This window comes from Pseudomonas sp. BN606 (assembly GCF_029873115.1).
Taxonomy (GTDB): Bacteria; Pseudomonadota; Gammaproteobacteria; order Pseudomonadales; family Pseudomonadaceae; genus Metapseudomonas.
Genome location: NZ_SSOF01000079.1, coordinates 216,968 through 239,480, shown reverse-complemented (window position 1 = coordinate 239,480; position 22,513 = coordinate 216,968). Strand labels below are relative to the sequence as shown.

19 protein-coding genes are annotated in these 22,513 nt (G+C 64.7%); 12 read left to right on the top strand and 7 right to left on the bottom strand.

The window, feature by feature from the left end:
• Nucleotides 1-96 precede the first annotated feature (96 nt).
• The 4 genes from E8E75_RS22295 to E8E75_RS22280 all read left to right on the top strand — a co-directional run bounded on the left by E8E75_RS22295 (nt 97) and on the right by E8E75_RS22280 (nt 5,183).
• Nucleotides 97-1,158, top strand: coding sequence for a putative 2-aminoethylphosphonate ABC transporter ATP-binding protein (locus E8E75_RS22295; protein ID WP_120652432.1), 1,062 nt, complete (start codon nt 97-99; stop codon nt 1,156-1,158).
• A 1-nt stretch (nt 1,159) separates the two neighbouring features.
• Complete coding sequence (locus E8E75_RS22290; RefSeq protein ID WP_153918806.1) at nt 1,160-2,881, top strand: putative 2-aminoethylphosphonate ABC transporter permease subunit; 1,722 nt, start codon at nt 1,160-1,162, stop codon at nt 2,879-2,881.
• Nucleotides 2,882-2,920: 39 nt separating this feature from the next.
• The gene (locus tag E8E75_RS22285; RefSeq protein WP_120652428.1) at nt 2,921-3,940 is read left to right on the top strand and encodes a putative 2-aminoethylphosphonate ABC transporter substrate-binding protein; all 1,020 of its coding nucleotides are present in this window, start codon (nt 2,921-2,923) and stop codon (nt 3,938-3,940) included.
• A gap of 112 nt (nt 3,941-4,052) precedes the next feature.
• A complete protein-coding gene (locus tag E8E75_RS22280) occupies nt 4,053-5,183 on the top strand; it encodes a TIGR03364 family FAD-dependent oxidoreductase (RefSeq protein WP_153918803.1) in 1,131 nt (376 codons plus the stop codon).
• Nucleotides 5,184-5,426: 243 nt separating this feature from the next.
• Here the strand turns inward: E8E75_RS22280 and E8E75_RS22275 are convergent, their stop codons facing one another.
• The 4 genes from E8E75_RS22275 to E8E75_RS22260 are packed head-to-tail and all read right to left on the bottom strand — an operon-like array spanning nt 5,427 to nt 9,034.
• A complete protein-coding gene (locus E8E75_RS22275; RefSeq protein ID WP_153918800.1) occupies nt 5,427-6,506 on the bottom strand; it encodes an ABC transporter permease in 1,080 nt (359 codons plus the stop codon).
• A complete protein-coding gene (locus E8E75_RS22270; protein WP_153918798.1) occupies nt 6,503-7,450 on the bottom strand; it encodes an ABC transporter ATP-binding protein in 948 nt (315 codons plus the stop codon). The genes E8E75_RS22275 and E8E75_RS22270 overlap by 4 nt, the downstream gene beginning before the upstream one ends.
• The gene (locus E8E75_RS22265) at nt 7,440-8,399 is read right to left on the bottom strand and encodes a biotin/lipoyl-binding protein (RefSeq protein WP_153918796.1); all 960 of its coding nucleotides are present in this window, start codon (nt 8,397-8,399) and stop codon (nt 7,440-7,442) included. The genes E8E75_RS22270 and E8E75_RS22265 overlap by 11 nt, the downstream gene beginning before the upstream one ends.
• Entirely contained in the window at nt 8,396-9,034 is a 639-nt protein-coding gene (locus E8E75_RS22260; RefSeq protein WP_280359793.1) for a TetR/AcrR family transcriptional regulator, read from the bottom strand. The genes E8E75_RS22265 and E8E75_RS22260 overlap by 4 nt, the downstream gene beginning before the upstream one ends.
• A gap of 192 nt (nt 9,035-9,226) precedes the next feature.
• On the opposite strand from E8E75_RS22260, the gene E8E75_RS22255 reads away from it, so the two are divergent.
• The 3 genes from E8E75_RS22255 to E8E75_RS22245 are packed head-to-tail and all read left to right on the top strand — an operon-like array spanning nt 9,227 to nt 12,274.
• A complete protein-coding gene (locus E8E75_RS22255) occupies nt 9,227-11,215 on the top strand; it encodes an FUSC family protein (RefSeq protein ID WP_120652418.1) in 1,989 nt (662 codons plus the stop codon).
• Entirely contained in the window at nt 11,202-11,408 is a 207-nt protein-coding gene (locus E8E75_RS22250; RefSeq protein WP_120652416.1) for a DUF1656 domain-containing protein, read from the top strand. Before E8E75_RS22255 ends, E8E75_RS22250 begins: the two co-directional genes overlap by 14 nt.
• 11 nt (nt 11,409-11,419) lie before the next feature.
• Nucleotides 11,420-12,274, top strand: a complete 855-nt coding sequence (locus E8E75_RS22245; RefSeq protein WP_120652415.1) for an HlyD family secretion protein — start codon at nt 11,420-11,422, stop codon at nt 12,272-12,274.
• Between the two features lie 167 nt (nt 12,275-12,441).
• Here the strand turns inward: E8E75_RS22245 and E8E75_RS22240 are convergent, their stop codons facing one another.
• The 3 genes from E8E75_RS22240 to E8E75_RS22230 form a co-directional block, all read right to left on the bottom strand.
• Entirely contained in the window at nt 12,442-12,912 is a 471-nt protein-coding gene (locus E8E75_RS22240) for a MaoC family dehydratase (protein WP_120652413.1), read from the bottom strand.
• Nucleotides 12,909-13,868, bottom strand: a complete 960-nt coding sequence (locus E8E75_RS22235; protein ID WP_153917559.1) for an alpha/beta hydrolase — start codon at nt 13,866-13,868, stop codon at nt 12,909-12,911. Before E8E75_RS22235 ends, E8E75_RS22240 begins: the two co-directional genes overlap by 4 nt.
• Nucleotides 13,869-13,932: 64 nt before the next feature.
• The gene (locus E8E75_RS22230) at nt 13,933-14,670 is read right to left on the bottom strand and encodes a transporter substrate-binding domain-containing protein (protein WP_120652409.1); all 738 of its coding nucleotides are present in this window, start codon (nt 14,668-14,670) and stop codon (nt 13,933-13,935) included.
• Between the two features lie 185 nt (nt 14,671-14,855).
• On the opposite strand from E8E75_RS22230, the gene fadD2 reads away from it, so the two are divergent.
• From fadD2 to E8E75_RS22205, 5 genes are all read left to right on the top strand, one after another.
• Nucleotides 14,856-16,544: a long-chain-fatty-acid--CoA ligase FadD2 gene (gene fadD2, locus E8E75_RS22225; protein WP_120652407.1), complete on the top strand. Its 1,689-nt coding sequence runs from the start codon at nt 14,856-14,858 to the stop codon at nt 16,542-16,544.
• Between the two features lie 356 nt (nt 16,545-16,900).
• The gene (gene fadD1 / locus E8E75_RS22220; RefSeq protein ID WP_120652405.1) at nt 16,901-18,607 is read left to right on the top strand and encodes a long-chain-fatty-acid--CoA ligase FadD1; all 1,707 of its coding nucleotides are present in this window, start codon (nt 16,901-16,903) and stop codon (nt 18,605-18,607) included.
• A gap of 118 nt (nt 18,608-18,725) precedes the next feature.
• The gene (locus E8E75_RS22215) at nt 18,726-19,631 is read left to right on the top strand and encodes a LysR family transcriptional regulator (protein WP_153917561.1); all 906 of its coding nucleotides are present in this window, start codon (nt 18,726-18,728) and stop codon (nt 19,629-19,631) included.
• A 169-nt stretch (nt 19,632-19,800) separates the two neighbouring features.
• Nucleotides 19,801-21,315 carry an MFS transporter gene (locus E8E75_RS22210; protein ID WP_256672765.1) on the top strand — a complete coding sequence of 505 codons (1,515 nt, stop codon included), beginning with the start codon at nt 19,801-19,803 and terminating at the stop codon, nt 21,313-21,315.
• A gap of 12 nt (nt 21,316-21,327) precedes the next feature.
• On the top strand, nt 21,328-22,392 hold the full coding sequence (locus E8E75_RS22205; RefSeq protein ID WP_120652400.1) for an HlyD family secretion protein: 1,065 nt from the start codon (nt 21,328-21,330) through the stop codon (nt 22,390-22,392).
• Nucleotides 22,393-22,513: the final 121 nt, after the last annotated feature.

Sequence of the window (22,513 nt, the reverse complement as noted above, 5' to 3'; positions counted from 1 at the left end):
TTGCCCAATCGCCATCTGACGTTCGCATTGCCTCCCTAGCATCCACCTCGTCGAGCCGTGCACCCGTGCACGCCAACTGCTTAACGAGGTACCGCCATGACCCCAGCCGATCACCACGCCACCCATATGCGGGTGCGAGATATCCACAAGCGCTTCGGCCATTTCACTGCGTTGGGCGGTGTTTCCCTGGATATCGCTGCAGGCGAACTCGTGTGCCTGCTGGGACCGTCCGGCTGTGGCAAGACGACACTGCTGCGCTGCATTGCCGGCTTGGAGCAGCAGGACAGCGGCACGCTCCACATCGGCACACGGGATATCTCACGCCTGCCGCCCCAGGCCCGTGACTACGGCATCCTGTTCCAGTCCTATGCGCTGTTCCCGAACCTGACGGTGGAGCAGAACATCGCCTATGGCCTGTCCGGCAGCGGCCGCGAGCAGGTGCGTGCCCGCGTTGCCGAGATGCTGGAGCTGGTGGGCCTTGCCGGCAGCGAGAAGAAGTTCCCCGGCCAGCTCTCCGGTGGCCAGCAGCAGCGCGTGGCCCTGGCCCGAGCCCTGGCTCCGGCGCCGTCCCTGCTGCTGCTGGATGAGCCGATGTCGGCGCTGGACGCCCGCGTCCGCGAGCATCTGTGCACCGAGCTGCGCCAACTGCAGAAGCGCTTGGGCATCACCACGCTGATGGTTACCCACAACCAGGACGAGGCCATGCTGATGGCCGACCGAATTGCGGTGATGAACCAGGGCCGCGTTGAACAATACGGCACGCCCCAGGATATCTATCGCCAGCCCGCCACACCCTTCGTTGCCGAGTTCGTCGGCCAGGGCAACTGGCTGCCCTTCGACTCGCGCCAGGGCGGTCACGCCCGTGTCGGCAACATGCACCTGCGCCTTCCTGAAACCGCCGGCAGTGTCGCGCGCGGCCGCCTGTTCTGTCGCCCCGAGGCCATCGCTATCAATCCCGCCGAGCAGCAGGACAATCGCTTCCGTGCCCAGGTGCGGGAGATCACCTTCCTCGGCAACCGTTGCCGCATGAGCTTCGAGCTGGAGCAACTGCCTGGCCATCCGCTGCTGGCCGAGCTGGGCCCTGAAAGCCTGCCGCGCCTCGGCACCCCGGATATCTGGGTGGCGCTTCCGGCGCACAGCCTGCAGGTGTTCGCCTGAGATGGATGCCGTGATCAAGCTGGACAAGATTCCGGCCAGGGCCACCGCGCGTGGTGACCTGCTCGACCGCCTCTTCGTGATCGGTGGTAAATACCTGTTCCTCGGCCTGCTGATTCTCGCTGTGCTGCTGCCGCTGCTGGCGATCTTCTGGCGGGGCTTCAGCGCAGGGGCGGGGCAGGGGGGTGGTCTGTTGGCGGCGAAGGAACTGCTGGCCAGCGCCAACTTCCATTGGCTGCTGGGAAACAGCCTGAAGGTGTCTCTGAGCGTGGCTGCCATCGTGGTGCCCGCCGCCTATCTGTTCGCCTATGCCCTGCAACGCACGTTGATTCCGGCCAAGGGCCTCTGGCGGGGAATCTCCCTGCTGCCGTTGCTGGCACCGTCAATGCTGCCGGGCATCGCGCTGATCTACCTGTTCGGCAACCAGGGACTGCTGCGTGACTGGCTACCGGACAACATCTACGGCTTCTGGGGCATCGTCCTCGGTGAGGCCATCTACACCTTCCCACATGCGTTGATGGTGTTGCTCTCGGCGCTGTCGATGGCCGATGCGCGCCTGTTCGACGCCGCCGCCAGCATGGGCGCCGGTCCATGGAAGGCCTTTCGCAGCATCACCTGGCCGGCGACGCGCCAGGCTGCGTTCGCCGCCTTCTGCCTGGTGTTCACCCTGAGCATCACCGACTTCGGCGTGCCCGTGGTCGTCGGTGGCGACTACCAGGTGCTGGCGCTGGAAGCCTACAAGGCCGTGGTCGGCCAGCAGCAGTTCGGCCGTGGCGCTCTGATCGGCATGGTGTTGCTGCTGCCGGCACTGCTCAGCTTTGGTGTCGACGCCTGGTTGCGTCGTCGCCAGGGCGAGGCCATGAGCGGCCGGGCCCAGGTCTTCCACCCGACACCGTCGAAGGTCCGCGATGCCTGCTTCCTCGCCCTGGTGCTGGCGGTCTGCGCAATCCTCCTGCTGGTGCTGGGCATGGCGGTGTATTCGTCGCTGGTGAAGTTCTGGCCCTACAACCTGTCGCTGTCGCTGCGTCATTACGCATTCGAGGAAACCGCCGGTGGCGGCTGGCTGGCCTACCGCAACAGCCTGACCCTGGCCAGCTGCACCGCGATCTTCGGCAGTGCGCTGATCTTCACCGGCGCCTACCTGATGGAGAAGACCCGTGGCCAGCAGTGGCTCAACCAGGCGCTGCGCCTGCTCAGCTTCGTGCCCATGGCCGTACCCGGCCTCGTGCTCGGCCTTGGCTACGTGTTCTTCTTCAACCTGCCAGGCAACCCGCTGCACGCCCTCTACGGCAGCATGACCCTGCTGGTGATCTGCTCCATCGCGCACTTCCTGACGACTGCGCAGATGACCGCCACCACCGCGCTGCGCCAGCTGGATGGCGAGTTCGAGGCCGCCGCGCTGTCGCTCAAGGCTCCGCTCTGGCGCCACTACCTGCGGGTGACGGTGCCGATCTGCCTGCCGGCGCTGCTGGACATCATCCGCTACCTGTTCGTTTCGGCCATGACCACGGTGTCCGCCGCCATCTTCCTCTACAGCCCCGACAGCATCCTCGCCGCCGTGGCTGTGCTGAACATGGACGACGCGGGCAACGTCGGCGGCGCGGCCGCCATGTCCACCCTGATCCTGCTGACCTCCGCCACGGTTTCCCTGCTGCTGGCCTGGGCTTCGCGCGGCCTGCTGCGCCGCTCCCAGGCTTGGCGCCAGGGCACGCCGGGCACCCACTGAACAACCACAACCCCAAGCAATCCCGACAAGGAGCTTTCCATGTTCAAACGCCTCGCTCTCGCCGCCGCCGTAATGGCCGGCTTCAGCCTCCAGGCCCAGGCCGCCACCGAGCTGACTGTCTACACCGCCCTGGAAGCCGAGCAGCTGTCGGCCTACAAGAAGGCCTTCGAAGCGCAGAACCCGGATATCGAGATCAAGTGGGTACGTGACTCCACCGGCATCATCACCGCCAAGCTGCTGGCCGAGAAGGATCGTCCGCAGGCCGACGCCGTGTGGGGCCTGGCTGCTTCCAGCCTGGCCATCCTCGATGCACAGGGCATGTTGCAGAAGTACGCGCCCAAGCATCTGGAGACCATCGGCGCCAACTATCGCGACGCCGCCAATCCGCCGGCCTGGGTGGGCATGGACGTATGGGCCGCCACCATCTGCTTCAACACCGTGGAAGCCGAGAAGCAGGGCCTGAGCAAGCCCAATAGCTGGGAAGACCTGACCAAGCCGGAGTACAAGGGCAAGATCGTGATGCCGAACCCTGCGTCCTCCGGCACTGGATTCCTCGACGTCAGCGCCTGGCTGCAGACCTTTGGCGAGAAGCAGGGCTGGACCTACATGGATGGCCTGCACCAGAACATCGGCCAGTACGTCCATTCCGGCTCCAAGCCGTGCAAGCTGGCCGCCGCCGGCGAGTTCCCCATCGGTATCTCTTTCGAATACCCGGCCGTGCAGCTCAAGCGCCAGGGCGCACCGCTGGACATCGTCCTGCCGAAAGAAGGCCTGGGCTGGGAAATTGAAGCCACCGGTATCGTGAAAGGCACCGACCAGCTTGAAGCGGCCAAGAAACTCGCCGACTTCTCCGCCAGCCCGGCGGCCATGGAGCTGTACAAGGAAAACTTCGCCGTACTCGCCGCCCCCGGTATCGCCAAGCCGCAGACCGAACTGCCCGCCGATTACGAGCAGCGCCTGATCAAGAACGACTTCGCCTGGGCTTCGCAGAACCGCGACCAGATTCTGGCCGAATGGCGCAAGCGCTACGACGGCAAGTCCGAGAAGCTGCCGCAGTAACTCCGCAATCATCCCCTCGCTCGAACCTTCCCCTCTCCCTCGCTGCTTTTCTCCCTCTGGGAGAGGGCTGGGGTGAGGGGGCGGGAAGGCACGGGCTTTCAAGGAGAACCCCATGCCCCTGCAAGACACCGATATCGCCATCGTCGGCGCCGGCATCCTCGGTCTATCCCACGCCTATGCCGCCGCCCGCCGCGGACTGCGCGTCAGCGTCTTCGAACGCAGCGCCACCCCGCTGGGCGCGTCGGTGCGCAACTTCGGCCAGGCGCTGGTCACAGGCCAGCCGCCGGGCCCCATGCATGCGCTTGCCCGCGACAGTCGCGAAATCTGGGCCGGTTGGGCCGAGGCCGCCGGCTTCCAGATCCGCCGCAATGGCTCCCTGCTGTTCGCCCGTACCCGCGCCGAGGAAGAGTTGCTGGACGCCTTCTGCGAAGTGCGTGCGCCCGAGCACGGCTATCACGTGGAACTGCTGCGTGGCGAACGTCTGCACGACCTGTACCGGGGCCAGTTCAGCCACCATCGCGCTGCGCTGCTGGGCCTGGACGACCAGCAGATCTACTCCCGCGAGGCTGTTCCCGCGCTGGTGGATTACCTGCGCCGCGAGCACGGCGTCGAGTTCCATTTCTCCACCCTGGTGCGCGATGTCGAACCCGGGGTTATCCACAGCACGAAAGGCAGCTGCCGCGCGGAGCAGATCGTCGTCTGCTCGGGGCATGACTACCAGACCCTGCTGGCCGAGCAGATCGCTTCACTGCAACCCCAGGTGTGCCGCCTGCAGATGCTGCGTGTTCGCCCGGAACAGGATTTTGGCTTGAATCAGGCGGTGCTCACGGGCCTCAGCTGCGTGCACTACGGCGCGTTCGCCGACCTGCCGGAAGCCGAGGCCATTCGCGAGCAGATCCAGAGCGAGCAGCCGGAGCTGGAAGAGCACGGTATTCACCTTTTGGTCAGCCCGACGCCCCATGGCGAGCTGATCGTCGGCGATTCCCACCACTACGGCACAGATGCTTCGCCCTTCAACGCCGAAGCGGTGGACGAAATCATGCTGGAACTGGCCGAACACACCCTGGGTACCCGCCTGACCGTGGTGGAGCGTTGGCAGGGCGTCTACGGCGCACGTGGGCCGGGGCCCTTCTCGGTGCTCAAGGCCGCGCCGGGAGTGACTGCCGTGCTGATGCACAGTGGCGTGGGCATGAGCGTCGGCCCGGCACTGGGCGAGCGGACCATGGCGGGGTTGCTGGCTTGAACCTGTGGGAGCGAATTCATTCGCGAAGGAGGCCGTAGGCCTCCCGTAGGTTGGTCCGAGGAACGAGGCCCAACGAAAAGGGGCAAGGTTGTGAATCTGAATTCCCGGGAAACCTTGTAGGGGCGAATTCATTCGCCAAGGGCGGCGCAGCTGCTCCCTGATTGATCTCTGGGCAGACCTTCGGCCTGCTTGGCGAATGAATTCGCCCCTACAGATAGGTATCCACTCCGAGGTGGGCTCTTCTCAATCCAGCCGCTTGTGCACCCGCATTACTGCGAAGGTGAGCATCACCAGGGTGAACACCAGCAGCACCACCAGTTCCAGCCAGAGATCGGCAAGGCCTGCGCCGCGCAGCATGATGCCGCGGGTCAGACGCAAGAAGTGCGTCAACGGCAGGATTTCGGCGATCCACTGCGCCGCCTGCGGCATGCCGGCGAAGGGGAACATGAAACCCGACAGCAGGATCTGCGGCAGGAAGGTGAAGAAGGCCATTTGCATGGCCTGGAACTGGCTGCGCGCCAGGGTGGAAATGAATACCCCCAGGGTCAGGCTGGCGAAGATGAACACCAGGGACGCGCCATAGAGTTCCAGCAGCGAGCCACGCACCGGTACCTCGAATAGCCACAGCCCCACCAGCAGGATCACTGTCACCTGCACCAGGCCGATGCCGACGAAGGGCAGGACCTTGCCCAGGGTCAGCTCCCAGGGCGAGAGCGGTGTGGTGATCAGCAGTTCCATGTTGCCGCGTTCCCGTTCGCGCACCAGGGCGATGGCGGTGAACAGCACCATGGTCATGGTGAGGATCACTCCGATCAGCCCCGGCACCGTATTCAGGGGCGCCAGGCGTTCGGGGTTATAGAAGTTCACCACCTGCACGCCGGTCAGGTTAGGCCAGCCGGGCAGAGGGTAGGCCGCCAGTTGGCGGGCCGAGGCCTGCACGACCTGGTCCGAACCATCCACCACCAGCTGCAGTGGCGGGCGGTCCTTGCGTTGCAGACGTGCTTCGAAGTCCGGCGGCACCACCAGGGCAGCACTGATGCTGCCTTCGCGCAGCAGCTTGTCCAGCTCTTGCGGCGTGGCGAGCTGGTAGCGGAAATCCAGCACCTGGCTGGCGCCGAGTTCGGCGATCACTTCGCGGGAGCGGGCGGTGTCGGCCTGATCCAGCACGGCGGCGTGCAAGCCGCGCACGTCCATGTTGATGGCGTAGCCGAAGAGCACCAGTTGCATGATCGGGATGCCGACGATCATGGCGAAGGTCAGGCGGTCGCGGCGCAGCTGGCGCAGTTCCTTGAGGACGATAGCCCCCAGGCGGCGCAGGTTCATGACGAGGCTCCGGCCCGTTCCAGCGGGCGGTGGGTGACGGCAACGAAAACATCTTCGAGGTTGGCGTCGGTGGGCTTCACCTCGGCCTCGACGCCCTGGTCGACAAGGCGTTGGGCGATGCGTTCGCGAGCATCATCGACGGCGCTGAGCACGCGCAGCGTGGCACCGATCTGGGCCATGGCGATGACTTCTTCGGCACCTTGCAGGGCGCGTTGGGCCTGGCGTGGCTGTGCGCATTCCACCAGCAACGGGCGTCCTGGCAGGGCAGCCATCAGATCGGCGGGGCTGCCGTCGGCCACCAGGCGTCCGGCATCGAGGATGCCCAGACGGGTGCAGCGTTCGGCTTCATCCATATAGTGGGTGGACACCAGCAGGGTGGTGCCGGCTTCGGCCAGTTCGAAGAGCGAATCCCAGAATTCCCGGCGTGATTGCGGGTCCACGGCGCTGGTGGGTTCGTCGAGGAGCAGCAGGTCGGGCTTGTGCAGCACTGCGCCGGCCAGGGCCAGGCGCTGTTTCTGGCCGCCGCTCATGGTGCCGGCGAGCTGCTTGCGGCGATCCGCCAGCCAATAGCGCTCCAGCAGTTCATCGATGCGCTGGCGGGCTTCGCGGCGATCCAGGCCCTGGACGGTAGCGAGGAACTCCAGGTTCTCGCCCACCGTCAGGTCTTCGTACAGAGAGAACTTTTGGGTCATGTAGCCGATGCGGCGTTTCAGTTCCTCGGCGTCCTGCGGGATGCGGCAGCCGAGCACTTCGATCTCGCCGGCGCTGGGCAGAAGCAGGCCACAGAGCATGCGGATGGTGGTGGATTTGCCACAGCCATTGGGACCGAGGAAACCGAACACTTCGGCGCGGTTGACGTGCAGGTTCAGCCCATCGACGGCAGTGAGCTGGCCGAAGCGCTTGGTCAGGCCGCTGGCGCGGATTACCGCTTCATCACTGCTCATGGCTCACTCGCTCCGCCTGCACCGGCAAGCCCGCGGGCAGCTTGCGCGCAGCCTCGCCTTGCAGCACCAGTTCGGCGCGGTAGACCAGGCGGCTGGCGTCGTCGCCGGTCAGGGCGAAGTAGGGGGTGAAGCTGGATTCGCTGGCGATGCTGCGCACGGTGGCGTCGAAAGGTTCGGCCACGCCTTCGACCTTCACCTTGAGCGCATCGCCGATGGCGATCTGCGTACGTACCGAGGCAGGCACGTAGACCCGCGCGTAGGGCGCCTCACCCACCAGCAGGCTGACCAGCTCGGCGTTCAGTGGCGGTTGGTCGCCAGGCTTGAAGGGGAGGGTATCCACCCGGCCCTCGCGGGGGGCGCGCAGGCTAAGGTGCTCGCGGGTGACCTGCAATTGCGCCAGCCGGCCTTGGGCGGCCTGGAGCAGGGCGGTGGCCTGTTCGATCTGTTCCGGACGGGTGCCGTTGGTGAGTTCGCGCAGCTGGGCGTCAGCATTGTTCACGGCAGCATCGGCCTGGTCGCGGGCGGCGCGGGCGCGGTCGAGCTCGGCAATGGCGACCTGGCGGCGCTGATAGAGAGCGGCGATGCGCTGGAAGTTTCGGTCGGCGTCGGTCAGCTCCGCGCGATTGCGGGTGAGGGTGGCGCGGGCGGCGTCCACGGTCTCGCTACGGGCGCCATTGCTGAGTTCGTCAAGCCGCGCCTTTGCCTGGGCGACGTCGCCTTGCGCTTCCTTGAGACGGGCATCGAGACGACGCGGGTCCAGTTCCAGCAGCAGTTGGCCCTGCTGCACCTGATCACCCTCGGCCACACGCCAGGCGAGGATGGTTTCCGAGGCTTCTGCGGGCAGCCCGATGCGGTCCCATTCAAGGGTGCCGAGCAGCGGCTGTTGAGCGGGGTCTTCGCAGCCACTGAGCAGGGCGAACGCCAACAGACAGGGAAGCAAGTGTTTCATGGCTTCACCTCCAGGCCGCGCTCGAGCAGGGCCATGATGTGTTTCACCATGGCTTCGTCGCCCAGTTCCGGCGTGGCGAAAATGCCGCGCCAGATCTGTCCGGCGGCGTAGGGCAGCATCACCAGGCCGACCAGCGAAACCACCAGCAGGCGAGGGTCGACGTCCGGGTTGAGACGACCGCCCGCTTGCGCCGCAGCGAAGCGCTGGGCCAGCAGCAGGGGCACCATCGGGGCGAAGCGGGACGTGAGCATTTCGCGCAGCGCACCGCCTTCGCAGAGCACTTCACGGACCCAGAGCGGCGGCAGCCAGGGATTCCTGCTGAGGTTGGCGCTCATGCCGCGAACGAAGGCGCCGACCAGTTCCATAGGATCGTCACCGACCTGTTGCAGGCGTTCGCCCATGCCCTGGAACAGGGGCAGCAGGCGCTCCTCGACCACGGCTTCCACCAGGCGCTCCTTGTTGCCGAAGTAGTAGTTCACCAGGGCGGGCGTCACGCCAGCCTGCTGGGCAATGCCCCGCAGGCTGGCAGCATGGACGCCGACATGGGCGAACGCATCGGTGGCGGCGTCCAGCAGGCGTTCGCGCTGGAGCTGGGAATCGCCCGTGGGGCGGCCGGGGGAGCGAGGGCGGGTCACGGTAAGTATCTCCGGACGAGAAGGGATGGGTTTATTTAAATATGCATTTAATTAATTAACAACGAGCAGCCGACGAACGCGAAGCGCCCACTGGACGAGATTTTGTTAGCAAACTATCAATATTCGCGGTTATGGCCTGCCGATTCTGGCGGGCTATCTTCAGTTTCTACGGATCATCCTTGGACCTAGCCCGTGCGCGATTCCCTGCGTGCCTTCCTGGCGCCTGACATTCCGGCGCTGCAATTCGCAATCAAGACTTTGCTGGGAGGCGGCATTGCCCTCTGGTGCGCCTTTCGCTTCGATCTTCAGCAGCCGCAATGGGCGCTGATGACGGCGTTTATCGTGGCTCAGCCGTTGTCCGGGATGGTGGTGCAGAAGGGCTTGGCGCGGCTGCTCGGCACTTTGGTCGGCACGTTCATGTCAGTGGCCATCGTCGGCCTCTTCGCGCAGACACCCTGGTTATTCCTGCTGGCCCTGGCCGCCTGGTTGGGCATCTGCACCGCCGCCTCGACCATGATGCGCAGTGCCTGGTCCTATTCCTTCGTGCTGGCCGGTTACACGGTCGCCATCATTGGCCTGCCCGCCATTAGCCACCCGCTGGCGGTGTTCGACCAGGCCGTGGCGCGCTCCACGGAAATCTGCCTCGGCATCATCTGCGCGACCCTTACCAGCGCACTGCTCTGGCCGCAGCGGGTGGAACGCCAGCTGGCGCGCCAGGCACGGGACGCCTGGCAATGCGGCATCCAGGCGTCGATCTCCGCCTTGAAGGGCGAGCGACAGGAGCGCCAGGGCTTGCTGGGTGTGCTGGGGCGTATCGTTGCGGTGGATGCGCAGCGCGAGCACGCCTGGTTTGAAGGCAGTCTTGGTCGCCAGCGTGCGCTGGCCTTGCAGGTGCTCAGTCGCGACTTGCTCAGTCTGCTACGTCTGGCTCGCGGTGTAGCGCGCCAGTGGCGTCAGTTGGACGAGGACGAGGCCGATGGCCTGCGGCCCTGGGTGGAAGAGGTCGAACAGACCCTGGCCGAACCTGATGTGGCGCGTCTGGATGCGTTGCGCGAGCGGCTGCTGTTGGCGTCTGAGGACGAGACCCTGACCACTGTCCAGCAATACTGTCTGGGTCGCATGGCGGTGGTCATGCGCCAGGCCTCGGAGGCGGTTGGTGCCATGCATGCAGTGGAACGCGGCGAAGCGCCCGCGGACGCACCACCGCCGCTGTCTACTCACCGGGATGTTCAGACAGCCGCCATCTATGGCCTGCGCAGCGCCCTGGCCTTCCTCGGCCTGTCGGCTTTCTGGCTGGCCACCGCCTGGACCTCCGCGGTCGGCGCGCTGACCCTGACTTGCGTGATCTGTGGCCTGTTCGCCAGTCGCGAGAACGCGGAGCAGATCGGCATGATGTTCCTGCACGGCATCGTCTATGCGCTGCCCGTGGCCTTTATCGTTGGACAGGTGTTCCTGCCCCAACTCAGCGGCTTTGCGATGCTCTGCATGGCGCTCGGTGTACCGCTGTTCTTCGGTGCGCTGGGTATGGCCAAGCCTGCGCTGGGTGCCACGGCTACCTCCTTCTGCCTGCATTTCATCGTGCTCTGTGCACCACAGAACCTCATGCGTTTCGATGTCGGGTTGTTCTTCAATGAGGCGATTTCCATGCTGCTCGGAGTCGGCTTCGCGGTGTTCACCTTCCGCCTGATTCCACTGCGCAATCCGGTGTGGCACGGCCGGCGGCTGCTCAAGGCGAGCCTGAGTGATCTGGCACGCCTGACCGGAGTGCGCCTGGCCGGGGCGGAGAACTGGTTCGGCGGACGCATGGCCGACCGCTTGCTTCAACTGGCGCGGCTCTACCCGGTGCTGCCGGAACAGAGCCGCAGCCGCTGGGACGATGGTATCGCCAGCCTGGACCTGGGCGACGAACTGCTGCACCTGCGGCGCTGCCTGGCCGCGGCTGACAGGCCGCTGGGCGCATCGGAGGACCGCTTCATGCGGCAACTCGAGCACGTCGTGCTGCAAGGCCCGGCACCGGGCCGCGCCCAGGCCCTCGACGAGCCCGTTGGAGAGTTGCTGGAGGCTCTGCGGGGGGCCGGGAGGAGTATCGACCGTCGCCTGGCCCAGGCGGCATTGTTGCAGCTGCAGCAGAGTTGGCGGCAATGGTGTGAACAACAGGAGGCGAGCCATGGGCTTGCGTGAATGGTCCCTGGGGGGCGTGCTGCTCAGCCCCTTTCTGCTTTATGCGCTGCTGGCCCTGCTGGTAACCGGCGCACTGCGAATCGGTCTGGCTCGAGCCGGGTTGGCGCGCTGGATCTGGCACGAAGCGCTGTTCGACTGTGCCTTGTATGTCTGTGTGCTGGCGGCGCTGGTAGCGCTGACCGGGCACTCGTGAAGGAGATGAAGATGCGTTCCACGCTGCGCGTAATGGTAACCCTGGCCCTGGTCGTGGTGGCCATCGTGGCCGGCTATGGCCTCTGGCAGCACTACATGCTCGCACCCTGGACCCGCGACGCGCGCGTGCGCGCCGACGTGGTGGTGATATCGCCCGATGTGTCCGGCTGGGTGATGGAGCTGAAGGTCCAGGACAACCAGCAGGTCAAGGCCGGCGACCTGTTGCTCAGTATTGACCGAGAGCGCTACCAGGCGGCGCTGGAGAAGGCCCGCGCGGTGGCCGAGACCCGCCAGCACCAGCTGCGCCTGCGCGAGCACGAGGCCTCCCGTCGTGAGCACCTGGGACCCCAGGCGATCAGTGCGGAGCTCAAGGAGAACGCCCTGATCACTGCGGAAGTGGCCCGTGCCGAATTCCGCGAAGCCCAGGCGGAGGTGAGAGTGGCCGAGCTCAACCTCACGCGCAGCGAGTTGCGTGCGCCACGTAGTGGGCAAGTGACCAATCTGCGCCTGGCCCAGGGCAACTACGCGAGCGCCGGGCAGCCAGTGATGGCGCTGGTGGATGACGGTTCGTTCTACGTCCAGGCCTATTTCGAAGAAACCAAGCTGCCGCGCATCAAGGTAGGCGCTCCAGTGAAGGTCTGGTTGATGAGTGCAGGGGAGCCGCTGACCGGTAAGGTGGAAAGCATCAGCCGTGGCATCACCGACCGCAATGCCATTCCCGATACCCAGTTGCTGGCGAACGTCGAACCCACCTTCAACTGGGTGCGCCTGGCCCAGCGGATTCCGGTTCGGATCAAGCTGGACAAGGTGCCGGATGATGTGACACTGAGCGCCGGGATGACGGCCAGCGTGACGGTGGCTGAGTAGGGCAGGGCTGGCACAGACCACCCCCTCTCCCTCTGGGAGAGGGTTGGGGTGAGGGCAGCGTCAGGCCAGCTCGGTGCCTACCCCTTTCGCGAATGAATTCGCTCCCACAGGGACAGTGCCCAAAAAAAGCCCGGAGTCATCCGGGCTTTTTCATGGCAGCTGCATCTTCAGCCGATGGTGATCGGCGGCAGTTCCGGCAGTTCCACCGACAGCTGCTGCTTCGGCGCGAGCACCTCGGCTTCGCCGTCCACGACCTGGTCCGAGTTCTGGTTGAACACGCGAGTGGCGATGCGTACGCGGTTCTTAGGCAGCTTCTCCAGGATTTCCAGCTCGACGGTCAGGGTGTCGCCCAGTTTTACCGGACGGGTGAACTTGAGCTGCTGGCCGAGGTAGATGCTGCCCGGGCCAGGCATTTCGCAGGCGATGGCGGCGCTGATCAGGGCACCGGTGAACATGCCGTGGGCGATGCGCTCCTTGAACATGGTGCCGGCAGCGTACTCGGCGTCCAGGTGCACCGGGTTGCGGTCGCCGGAGACGGCAGCGAACAACTGGATATGACGCTCTTCGACGGTGGTGGAGAAGGTGGCTTTCTGGCCGACTTCCAGGGCGTCGTAGGTGAAGTTGGTTACCTGGCTCATGCGGACTCCTTGGCTTGCGTTTTGTGGTGCCGACTGTGGGCAAGGGTCTGCTCCAGCCAGTCGATCAAGTCTTCGATCACTTCGTCGCGGTTGCTCTCATTGAGCAGCTCATGACGGGCGTCAGGGTAGATGTTCAGCTGCACGTCCCTGATGCCGGCCCGGCGCAATGCCGCGGCAAGATCCTGCAGGCGCCGGCCCTCGCTGACCGGATCGCGTTCGCCGCCGATCACCAGCAGCGGCAGATCGGGGTCGATCTGCGCCAGGTGTTTCGGCGGGGTGATGTTCTGAAGCCCGCCAAGCAGGTCGAGCCACAACTGGTTGGTGCAGCGGAAACCGCAGAGCGGGTCCTCGACGTACTTGTCCACTTCAGCCGGGTCGCGGCTGAGCCAGTCGAAGGCCGTGCGGTTGGGTTTGAAGGCCTTGTTGAAGGAGCCGAAGGAGAGGAACTCGATCAGCGCGCTACGGCCTTCCTTGCCCTGGCGCCAGCGCTCGAAACGGGCCACCAGTGCAGCCACCTTGTACAGCGCGACGGGCTGGTAGTTGGAGCCGGAAAGAATGGCGCCCTGCAGACTGCAGCTGTGCTGCATCAGGTAGGCCTGGCCGATATAGCTGCCCATGCTGTGGCCAAGGAGGAAGATCGGCACTTGCGGGTGCTGTTGGCGGATGTGGTGATTGAGGCTCGCCAGGTCGCCAATGACCTTGCTCCAGCCTTCATCCGCCGCGTACTGGCCGAGAACGCCATGCTCGGCGCTGCGTCCATGACCGCGCTGGTCGAGGGCGTAGAGCTCGAAACCGACGGCTACCAGCGCCGCACCCAGACGGGCATAGCGGCCGCCGTGCTCGGCCATGCCGTGGGAGAGCATGACTACCGCCCTGGGCGGGGTCTCGCCGGACCAGTGATTGACGTACAGGGGCGCGCTATCGCTCGCGTCTAGCCAGAAGGCGTCGTGGCGCATGGCCGATCCTTTTGCCGGGGATTCGGCGCATTGTGCACGGGGGCGAAGGTGGCGCAAAGCCTGCTCAATTGGGCGGGACGTTGTGGCGTTCGAGGATGCGCATGTATTCGCCGCTGGCCAGCAGTGCCCTGAGGCCGCGCTCATAGATTTGCGCCCAGTCCGGTTGTCCGGCACGCGGCGCGTTGAATCCCGCCAGCAGAGGGATGCGTTCCAGGGCCGGCGGCTGCCATTGGAGCTTGCCGCGCAGGTGCTCGTCCGTGGCGATCAGGTACTGGCCGACGGCTCGCTCCAGCAGAACCAGGTCGAAACGTCGGGCATCCAGCTTGCGCAGGTTGGAGATGTCGTCCACCGCCTCTTCAGCACTGAATCCCGAGCGCAGCACACGGGTCGGGTAGCCGTAGCCCCTGACCACGCCCACCTTGCGTCCCTTGAGTTCGGAGAGGCTCTTGAAGCTGACAGGCGTGTCCTTGCGTACGAAGAATCCCAGTTCGCTGTAGAACAGCGGGCGCGAAGCATGGAGGTTCTCCTCCACCACTTCACGCGGCCAGAGGGCCAGGGCGCCCTGGTAGTGGCCGCTGTGCAGGGCTGCACGTACGCGGGCCCAGGGCATGAAATCCACCTGGACCTTGTAGCCCTGGGTGGCGAAGGCGCGGGTTGTGAGCTCGATGATACTGCCGCCTTGCGGCAGGGACTGTGAGCAGTAGGGCGGATATTCCAGGGTCGCCAGACGGAGGTCGGCCCGCACGCCGCAGCTGAGGAACAGGCAGGACAGCAGCGCACACAGGGCCAGAGGGAAACGCATGGGTGATATGTAATCCGGATGTCATGTTCTTGTTCTGATGCTAGGCGAATCTAACTGGACTATCGGTAAGATTCACGCGGTCAATGACACCCCGTCGCATATTTGCGCTGCGCTTCGGAGCTGCTAAGTTCCCGGCAGCCCCGCAGTGCGGGCCAGACTATTTCAGGGCTTCGAGGATAAGAACAATGCAACCTGATTTCTGGAGCGACAAACGCCCGGCCGGCGTGCCCAACCAAATCGATCTGGCCGCCTACAAGTCGGTGATCGAGGTCTTCGAACGATCCTGCAAGAAGTTCGCTGACCGCCCGGCCTTCAGCAATCTGGGCGTGACCCTGACCTACGCCGAGCTGGATCGCCTGTCCGCAGCCTTCGCCGCCTACCTCCAGAAGAACACAGACCTTGCACCCGGCGACCGCATCGCCGTGCAGATGCCCAACGTGCTGCAGTACCCCATTGCCGTGTTCGGCGCCCTGCGCGCCGGCCTGATCGTGGTCAACACCAACCCGCTCTATACCGCCCGTGAGATGCGTCACCAGTTCAAGGACGCCGGGGTGCGTGCGCTGGTCTACATCAACCTGTTCGGCAAGCTGGTCGAGGAAGTCCTGCCCGACACCGAGATCGAGTACCTGATCGAGGCGCGCATGGGTGACATGCTGCCAAGCCTCAAGGGCTGGCTCGTCAACACCGTGGTGAAGAAGCTGAAGAAGATGGTCCCCGACTATCACCTGCCCCAGGCCGTCTCCTTCAAGGACGTGCTGAAGCAGGGCCAGGGTCATGGCTTGAAGCCGGTGCGGGTCGGCCTGGAAGACATCGCCGTGCTGCAGTACACCGGCGGCACCACGGGCGTGGCCAAGGGCGCGATGCTGACCCACGGCAACCTGGTGGCCAACATGCAGCAGGTCGACGCCTGCCTGTCACAGCACGGCCCGGATGGCGCGCCGCTCATGAAGCAGGGCCAGGAAATCATGATTGCGCCGCTGCCGCTGTACCACATCTATGCCTTCACCGCGAACTGCATGTGCATGATGGTCAACGGCAACCACAACATCCTCATCACCAACCCGCGCGATATCGGCGGCTTCATCAAGGAGCTGCAGAAGTGGCGTTTCTCTGCGCTGCTGGGCCTGAACACCCTGTTCGTTGCGCTGATGGACCACCCCGAGTTCAAGAACCTCGACTTCTCCAACCTCAAAGTCACCAATTCCGGCGGCACCGCCCTGGTCAAGGCTACTGCCGAGCGCTGGCAGGCCATGACCGGCTGTTCCGTGGTGGAGGGCTATGGCCTGACCGAAACCTCCCCCGTGGCCAGCACCAATCCCTACGGCAGCCTGGCTCGCCTGGGGACCGTGGGCATTCCGGTACCGGGCACCGCGTTCAAGACCATTGACGATGCGGGCAACGAACTGCCCTTGGGGGAACGTGGCGAGCTGTGCATCAAGGGGCCGCAGGTGATGAAAGGCTACTGGCAGCGTCCCGAGGCCAGCGCCGAGGTGCTGGATGCCGAAGGCTGGCTGAAGACTGGCGACATCGCGGTGATCGATCCGGACGGCTATGTGCGTATCGTCGATCGCAAAAAGGACCTGATCATCGTTTCTGGCTTCAACGTCTATCCAAACGAGATCGAGGACGTGGTGATGGCCCACCCGAAGGTGGCCAACTGCGCGGCCATCGGCGTACCCGACGACAAGTCCGGTGAGGCGGTAAAGCTCTTCGTGGTGCCGCGCGAGGGCGGCGTCAGCGTCGAGGAGCTGAAGGCCTACTGCAAGGAAAACTTCACGGGTTACAAAGTGCCCAAGCACATCGTGCTGAAAGAAGCCCTGCCGATGACTCCGGTGGGCAAGATCCTGCGTCGCGAACTGCGCGATATCGCCTGACCGAAAGGGCAGGGCGGGTCTTCCGTCCTGCCCTTGTTCTTCCCGCCTCCTCTTCACCCCGCATTTCAGCACGAACCGCCTGTCCGCCCGGTCAATCTCCCCCCTCAGAACCCGTGAAAGCCCCGAAATACGCCGTTTGTCGGCTAATTAGAGTTCAGACTCCAAAAATGACCAGATGCACTGAATTTGGTCATTTTTATTACTGGTAAGGGCTGGTTTGGTGCTGGTGAGGCTCTGGCAAAGCTGTTAATCTCGGCGCGTTTTTTTGCCCGGACGGGCGCACAATCGCACAGAACACAACAAACAACTGTCCCTCGAGGACAGTGAAATCAGCTGTTGCTTAGGAGTGGGCCTCCATGACCGAAAACTTCTGGAAGGACAAATATCCGGCGGGTGTTCCTGCCGAGATCAACGCCGACCAATACCCCAACGTCCAGGCGGTATTGAAGCAGTCCTGCCAACGCTTTGCCGACAAGCCCGCATTCAGCAACCTGGGCAAGACCCTCACTTACGGTGAGCTCTACGAACTTTCCGGCGCCTTCGCCGCCTACCTGCAGAGTCACACCGATCTCAAGCCCGGCGACCGCATCGCCGTGCAACTGCCGAACATCCTGCAATACCCGGTAGTCGTCTTTGGCGCCATGCGTGCCGGCCTGATCGTGGTCAACACCAACCCGCTGTACACCGCACGGGAAATGGAGCACCAGTTCAACGACTCTGGCGCCAAGGCCCTTATCTGCCTGGCCAACATGGCTCACCTGGCTGAAGAAGTGCTGCCCAGGACCGGCGTGAAGCACGTCGTCGTCACTGAAGTCGGCGACCTGCTGCCGACCTTCAAGCGTCTCTTGGTCAATGCCGTGATCAAGCACGTGAAGAAGATGGTGCCGCCGTTCAGCCTGCCGCAGGCGGTCAAGCTCAACGATGCCCTGGCCAAGGGCCGCGGCCGTGCCGTCAACGAAGCCAGCCCGCAGGGCAGCGACATCGCCGTGCTGCAGTACACCGGCGGCACCACCGGCGTGGCCAAGGGCGCGATGCTGACCCACCGCAACCTGATCGCCAACATGCTGCAATGCAAGGCGCTGATGGGCGCCAACCTGAACGAAGGTTGCGAGATCCTCATCACCCCGCTGCCGCTCTATCACATCTACGCCTTCACATTCCATTGCATGGCGATGATGCTGACCGGCAACCACAACATCCTCATTTCCAACCCGCGCGACCTGCCGTCCATGACCAAGGAGCTGGCGAAGTACAAGTTCACCGGCTTCGTGGGCCTGAACACCCTGTTCGTTGCCCTGTGCAACAACGAGGACTTCCGCAAGCTGGACTTCTCCGCGCTGAAGCTGACCCTGTCTGGCGGCATGGCCCTGCAACTGGCCGCCGCCGAGCGCTGGAAACAGGTCACCGGCTGCGCCATCTGCGAAGGCTATGGCATGACTGAGACCAGCCCGGTGGTATCGGTGAACCCCTTCCAGAGCATCCAGATCGGCACCATCGGCATTCCGGTGCCCTCTACCCTGTGCAAGGTGGTGGACGACGAAGGCAACGACGTTGGCCTGGGCGCGCCCGGCGAGCTGTGCGTGAAGGGCCCGCAGGTGATGAAGGGCTACTGGCAGCGCCAGGAAGCCACCGACGAAATCCTCGATGCCGACGGCTGGCTGAAGACCGGCGACGTTGCGGTGATCCAGGAAGACGGCTTCATGCGCATCGTCGACCGCAAGAAGGACATGATCCTGGTGTCCGGCTTCAACGTGTACCCGAACGAACTGGAAGACGTGCTGGCGACCCTGCCGGGCGTGCTGCAGTGCGCCGCCATCGGCGTGCCGGACGAGAAGTCCGGCGAGGCGATCAAGATGTTCGTGGTCGCCAAGCCCGGCGTCAGCCTGACCAAGGAACAGGTGATGGAGCACATGCGCAGCAACGTCACCGGTTACAAGGTGCCGCGCGCCATCGAGTTCCGCGACGCGCTGCCGACCACCAACGTTGGCAAGATCCTGCGCCGCGAACTGCGTGACGAAGAGCTGAAGAAGCTCAAGGCGAAGCAGGAGAAGGCCCAGGCCTGATCCCCATCGCTCCTGACAAGGCCCCGCACTCGCGGGGCCTTGTCGTTCATGGCGTCCCATCGACGGCATTCGGGCCGGTCGCTACATTGGCGATCTCTCTTTTGCGCTGGAGCCGGCAATGTCATTGCCCGACCTCAACCTGCTGGTGGCCCTGGATGTTCTGCTCGACGAGGGCAGCGTGGCCGGCGCCGCACGGCGCATGCACCTGAGTGCGCCGGCCATGAGCCGAACGCTGGCGCGCATTCGCGATGCGGTGGGCGACCCGATCCTGGTGCGTGCCGGGCGCGGCCTGGTGCCTACGCCACGCGCACTGGAACTGCGCGAACAGGTGCGTGAGCTGGTGGAGCAGGCCAGCGGACTTTTCCATGCCCGTGATGTGGACCTTTCGAGTCTTGCGCGACAGTTCAACGTGCGGACTAATGACATCTTCATGGTCTGCTATGGCGGCCGGCTGTTCGAGCTGATGCGCCAGGAAGCGCCCGGCGCGGTGCTGCGCTTCGTTCCGGAGATCGATGGCGACGACGATGCCATGCGCGCCGGCCGCATCGACCTGATCGTCGGCGCTTCCGACAAACTGACGCCCGAGATCAAGTCCCAGGGCCTGTTCGAATGCCGTTTCAACGGCCTGGTGCGCGAGGGGCATCCGATCTTCGACGCACCCATCACAGCGGAGCGCTTTGCCGCCTTCGACCAGATCAGCGTTTCGCGCCGAGGCCTGGCGCGCGGGCCCATCGACCAGGCGCTCGCTGATCGGGGGCTTTCACGCCGAGTCGGGCTGATCTCCCCGAGCTTCTTCTCGGCGGTGCTGGCCCTGCACGATTCCGATCTGATCCTCCCCATGCCCGACCCGGTGATCTCGGTGTGTGAGCGGCTCGGCCTGCCACTGCGCTCGTTTGCGATTCCCTTGCCGCTGGAATCGGTGCGGGTTCGCCAGTCCTGGCATCCGCGTTTCGACAACGATTCAGCCCATCGCTGGCTGCGCCGCCTGATCAAGCGCTGCTGCGAAGAGGGCCTGCGCAGCTAGTGGGGATACGTGCGTATAACGCACTGATTCATTCGCATAATTGCAGTTATCGGCATGGCAGGAGCACAAATAGACTCAGTCTCGTGCCTGCAATCCGGTAACCCGTCATGTCCGTTTACTCCACCTCTCGCGCCGGCGGAAAGGCGTCCAGATGAACGCCTCCCTGGCCATGCCGCTGCCGGTCGCCGGCCCTGTGGCGGCGCCTGTCGCTACTCCCTTCACCCCACGCCTGGTGGTCGGGATGCTCGGCGTCCTGCTGGCTGTCCTGGTCTCCGGCTTCAATGAAAACGTGATCAAGATCGCCCTGGCGGATATCCGCGGCGCCATGGGCATTGGTCGTGACGAAGGGACCTGGCTGGTGGCGCTCTATGCGGCGCCCTCGGTTTGCGCCATGGCCTTCGCGCCCTGGTTCGCGGTGACCTTGTCCCTGCGTCGCTTCACCCTCTGGGCCATCGCCGCCTTCATGCTGCTCGGGCTTTTGAGCCCGCTGGCGCCGAACCTGCAGAGTCTGATGTGGCTGCGCGGCCTGCAGGGGCTCGCCGGCGGAGCCTTGCCGCCGATCCTGATGACCGTGGCGCTGCGCTTCCTCCCCGCCAACATCAAGATCTACGGCCTCGCCAGCTACGCCCTCACCGCGACCTTCGGCCCCAGCCTCGGTACGCCGCTGGCCGCGTTCTGGGTGGAGTTCGTAGGTTGGCGCTGGGCCTTCTGGCAGATCGTTCCAACGAGCTTGCTGGCCATGGCCGCTGTGGCCTGGGGGTTGCCCCAGGACCCGTTGCGCCTGGAGCGTTTCCGTCAGTTCAACTGGCGGGGTCTGGCGCTTGGCTTTCCCGCGCTGTTCATGCTCGTGGTCGGCCTGGTGCAGGGCGAGCGGCTGGACTGGTTCGAGTCGTCTTTGATCCGCGTCCTGCTCGGTGGCGGCAGCGTGTTGCTGGTGTTGTTCCTGCTCAACGAATGGAGGCACCCACTGCCGTTCTTCAAGCTGCAACTGCTCAAGCTGCGCAACCTCAGTTTTGCCCTGTTCACCCTGGGCGGGGTGCTGTTCGTACTGCTGGCGGCAGTGATGATTCCCTCGAACTACCTGGCCCAGGTGCAAGGCTATCGGCCGTTGCAGACCGCGCCGGTCATGCTGGTAGTGGCCTTGCCGCAACTGCTGGCGCTGCCGCTGGTGGCGGCCCTGTGCAACCTGCGCTGGGTCGATTGCCGCTGGGTGCTCGCCTGCGGCCTGGTCATGCTCGCCTGTTCCTGCTGGTTGGGTTCGCAGCTGACATCGGCCTGGATCCGCGACGATTTCTATCTGGTGCAGGCGCTGCAGATCTTCGGCCAGCCGATGGCGGTGCTGCCCTTGCTGATGTTGTCCACAGGCAGCATCAAGCCCACCGACGGACCTTTCGCCTCGGCCTGGTTCAACACGGTCAAGGGATTCGCCGCGGTGCTTGCCGGCGGTGTGCTGGAGGCGCTTGCGACCCTGCGCCTGCATCTCCATTCGACGCAACTGGTCGACCGCCTGGGCAATAACCCGCTGGTCGAGGGAGGCGTTGAAATCGCCCGCCGGCTGCATCTGCAGGCTCTGGTGCTGACATCCGCTGATCTCTATTTCTGCATGTCCGCCGTGGCGGTCGCACTGCTCCTCATCATTCCCTTCGTGCCCACGCGCATCTATCCGCCGCGCGCCCCGACCTGACCGGAGTCGATCATGAACCAATCCCGCATTCTCAAACCCGTTATCCCGGTCGCCCTGCTGGTGGGCGCCGGCCTGCTGGCCTGGGGCACCTGGCACCTGCTGGGCGAAAGCACCGACCAGTACACCAACGACGCCTTCGTTCACGCTGACTTCACCTTGGCGGCACCGAAGGTGCCAGGCTTCATCCGCGAGGTGCTGGTGGAGGACAACCAGATGGTGAAGGCCGGACAGCTGCTCGCTCGCATCGATGACCGCGACTACCGTGCCGCCCTGGAAGGCGCGCGGGCGAAAGTCGCCAGTGCCCAAGCGCAACTGGAAAATGCCGGGGCCACCCTGGAGCGGCAGGATTCGCTGATCGAACAGGCCCAGGCGACGCTGGAGGCTGACCGCGCCGAGCGTGTCTTCGCCCAGCATGAACTGGAGCGCTACCAGAAACTGGTAGGACGTGGTGCCGGCACACTGCAGGCCGCGCAGTTGGCCCGCAGCCGTTTCGACAGCGTGCTGGCGCGACAGGCCGAACACAGCGCCGCGTTGCTCGCCACGCGCAAGCAGACCGACATACTCACTGCCGAACGCGATGCTGCGCAGGCTGCACTGTCCAGCGCCCAGGCGGCATTGCGCCAGGCCGAGCTGGACCTTTCCCATACCGAGCTGCGGGCGCCCATTGATGGCATGGTCGGCCGCCGCGCCGTGCGCGTCGGCGCCTTCGTCAAACCCGGCGATGCGCTGTTGGCGGTGGTGCCGCTGGAGCGTGCCTATGTGGTGGCCAACTTCCAGGAAACCCAGCTCACTCACGTGCGCCCGGGGCAGGAGGTGGAGATCGCGGTGGATACCTTTCCCGGCGAATCCCTGCGTGGCCGTGTGGAAAGCATTGCGCCGGCAACCGGCGTGACCTTCGCCGCCATCGCGCCGGACAACGCCACCGGCAACTTCACCAAGGTGGTGCAACGCATTCCGGTGAAGGTCGTGCTGGATGCCGGTCAGCCCCTGCTTGGCCAGCTGCGCGTGGGAATGTCAGTAGAGGCGAGCATCGATACGCGCAGTGAACCCGAGGCGGTAGCCGAGGTGCCCCTGTAGGAGCGGGCTTGCCCGCGAAGCTTTTGAACGCATCCTTTCGCGAGCAAGCTCGCTCCTACACAGACGCCAGCCCGCTGGGAAATCTGCGACAATTCCGCCCTTGCCGAAAACGACAGCAGAA

What these genes read in the sequence shown, in the direction of transcription:
- E8E75_RS22295 (WP_120652432.1), top strand. Translation starts at nt 97, where the DNA reads ATGACCCCAGCCGATCACCACGCCACCCATATGCGGGTGCGAGATATC.
- E8E75_RS22290 (WP_153918806.1), top strand. Translation starts at nt 1,160, where the DNA reads ATGGATGCCGTGATCAAGCTGGACAAGATTCCGGCCAGGGCCACCGCG.
- E8E75_RS22285 (WP_120652428.1), top strand. Translation starts at nt 2,921, where the DNA reads ATGTTCAAACGCCTCGCTCTCGCCGCCGCCGTAATGGCCGGCTTCAGC.
- E8E75_RS22280 (WP_153918803.1), top strand. Translation starts at nt 4,053, where the DNA reads ATGCCCCTGCAAGACACCGATATCGCCATCGTCGGCGCCGGCATCCTC.
- E8E75_RS22275 (WP_153918800.1), bottom strand. Translation starts at nt 6,506, where the DNA reads ATGAACCTGCGCCGCCTGGGGGCTATCGTCCTCAAGGAACTGCGCCAG.
- E8E75_RS22270 (WP_153918798.1), bottom strand. Translation starts at nt 7,450, where the DNA reads ATGAGCAGTGATGAAGCGGTAATCCGCGCCAGCGGCCTGACCAAGCGC.
- E8E75_RS22265 (WP_153918796.1), bottom strand. Translation starts at nt 8,399, where the DNA reads ATGAAACACTTGCTTCCCTGTCTGTTGGCGTTCGCCCTGCTCAGTGGC.
- E8E75_RS22250 (WP_120652416.1), top strand. Translation starts at nt 11,202, where the DNA reads ATGGGCTTGCGTGAATGGTCCCTGGGGGGCGTGCTGCTCAGCCCCTTT.
- E8E75_RS22245 (WP_120652415.1), top strand. Translation starts at nt 11,420, where the DNA reads ATGCGTTCCACGCTGCGCGTAATGGTAACCCTGGCCCTGGTCGTGGTG.
- E8E75_RS22240 (WP_120652413.1), bottom strand. Translation starts at nt 12,912, where the DNA reads ATGAGCCAGGTAACCAACTTCACCTACGACGCCCTGGAAGTCGGCCAG.
- E8E75_RS22235 (WP_153917559.1), bottom strand. Translation starts at nt 13,868, where the DNA reads ATGCGCCACGACGCCTTCTGGCTAGACGCGAGCGATAGCGCGCCCCTG.
- E8E75_RS22230 (WP_120652409.1), bottom strand. Translation starts at nt 14,670, where the DNA reads ATGCGTTTCCCTCTGGCCCTGTGTGCGCTGCTGTCCTGCCTGTTCCTC.
- fadD2 (WP_120652407.1), top strand. Translation starts at nt 14,856, where the DNA reads ATGCAACCTGATTTCTGGAGCGACAAACGCCCGGCCGGCGTGCCCAAC.
- fadD1 (WP_120652405.1), top strand. Translation starts at nt 16,901, where the DNA reads ATGACCGAAAACTTCTGGAAGGACAAATATCCGGCGGGTGTTCCTGCC.
- E8E75_RS22215 (WP_153917561.1), top strand. Translation starts at nt 18,726, where the DNA reads ATGTCATTGCCCGACCTCAACCTGCTGGTGGCCCTGGATGTTCTGCTC.
- E8E75_RS22210 (WP_256672765.1), top strand. Translation starts at nt 19,801, where the DNA reads ATGCCGCTGCCGGTCGCCGGCCCTGTGGCGGCGCCTGTCGCTACTCCC.
- E8E75_RS22205 (WP_120652400.1), top strand. Translation starts at nt 21,328, where the DNA reads ATGAACCAATCCCGCATTCTCAAACCCGTTATCCCGGTCGCCCTGCTG.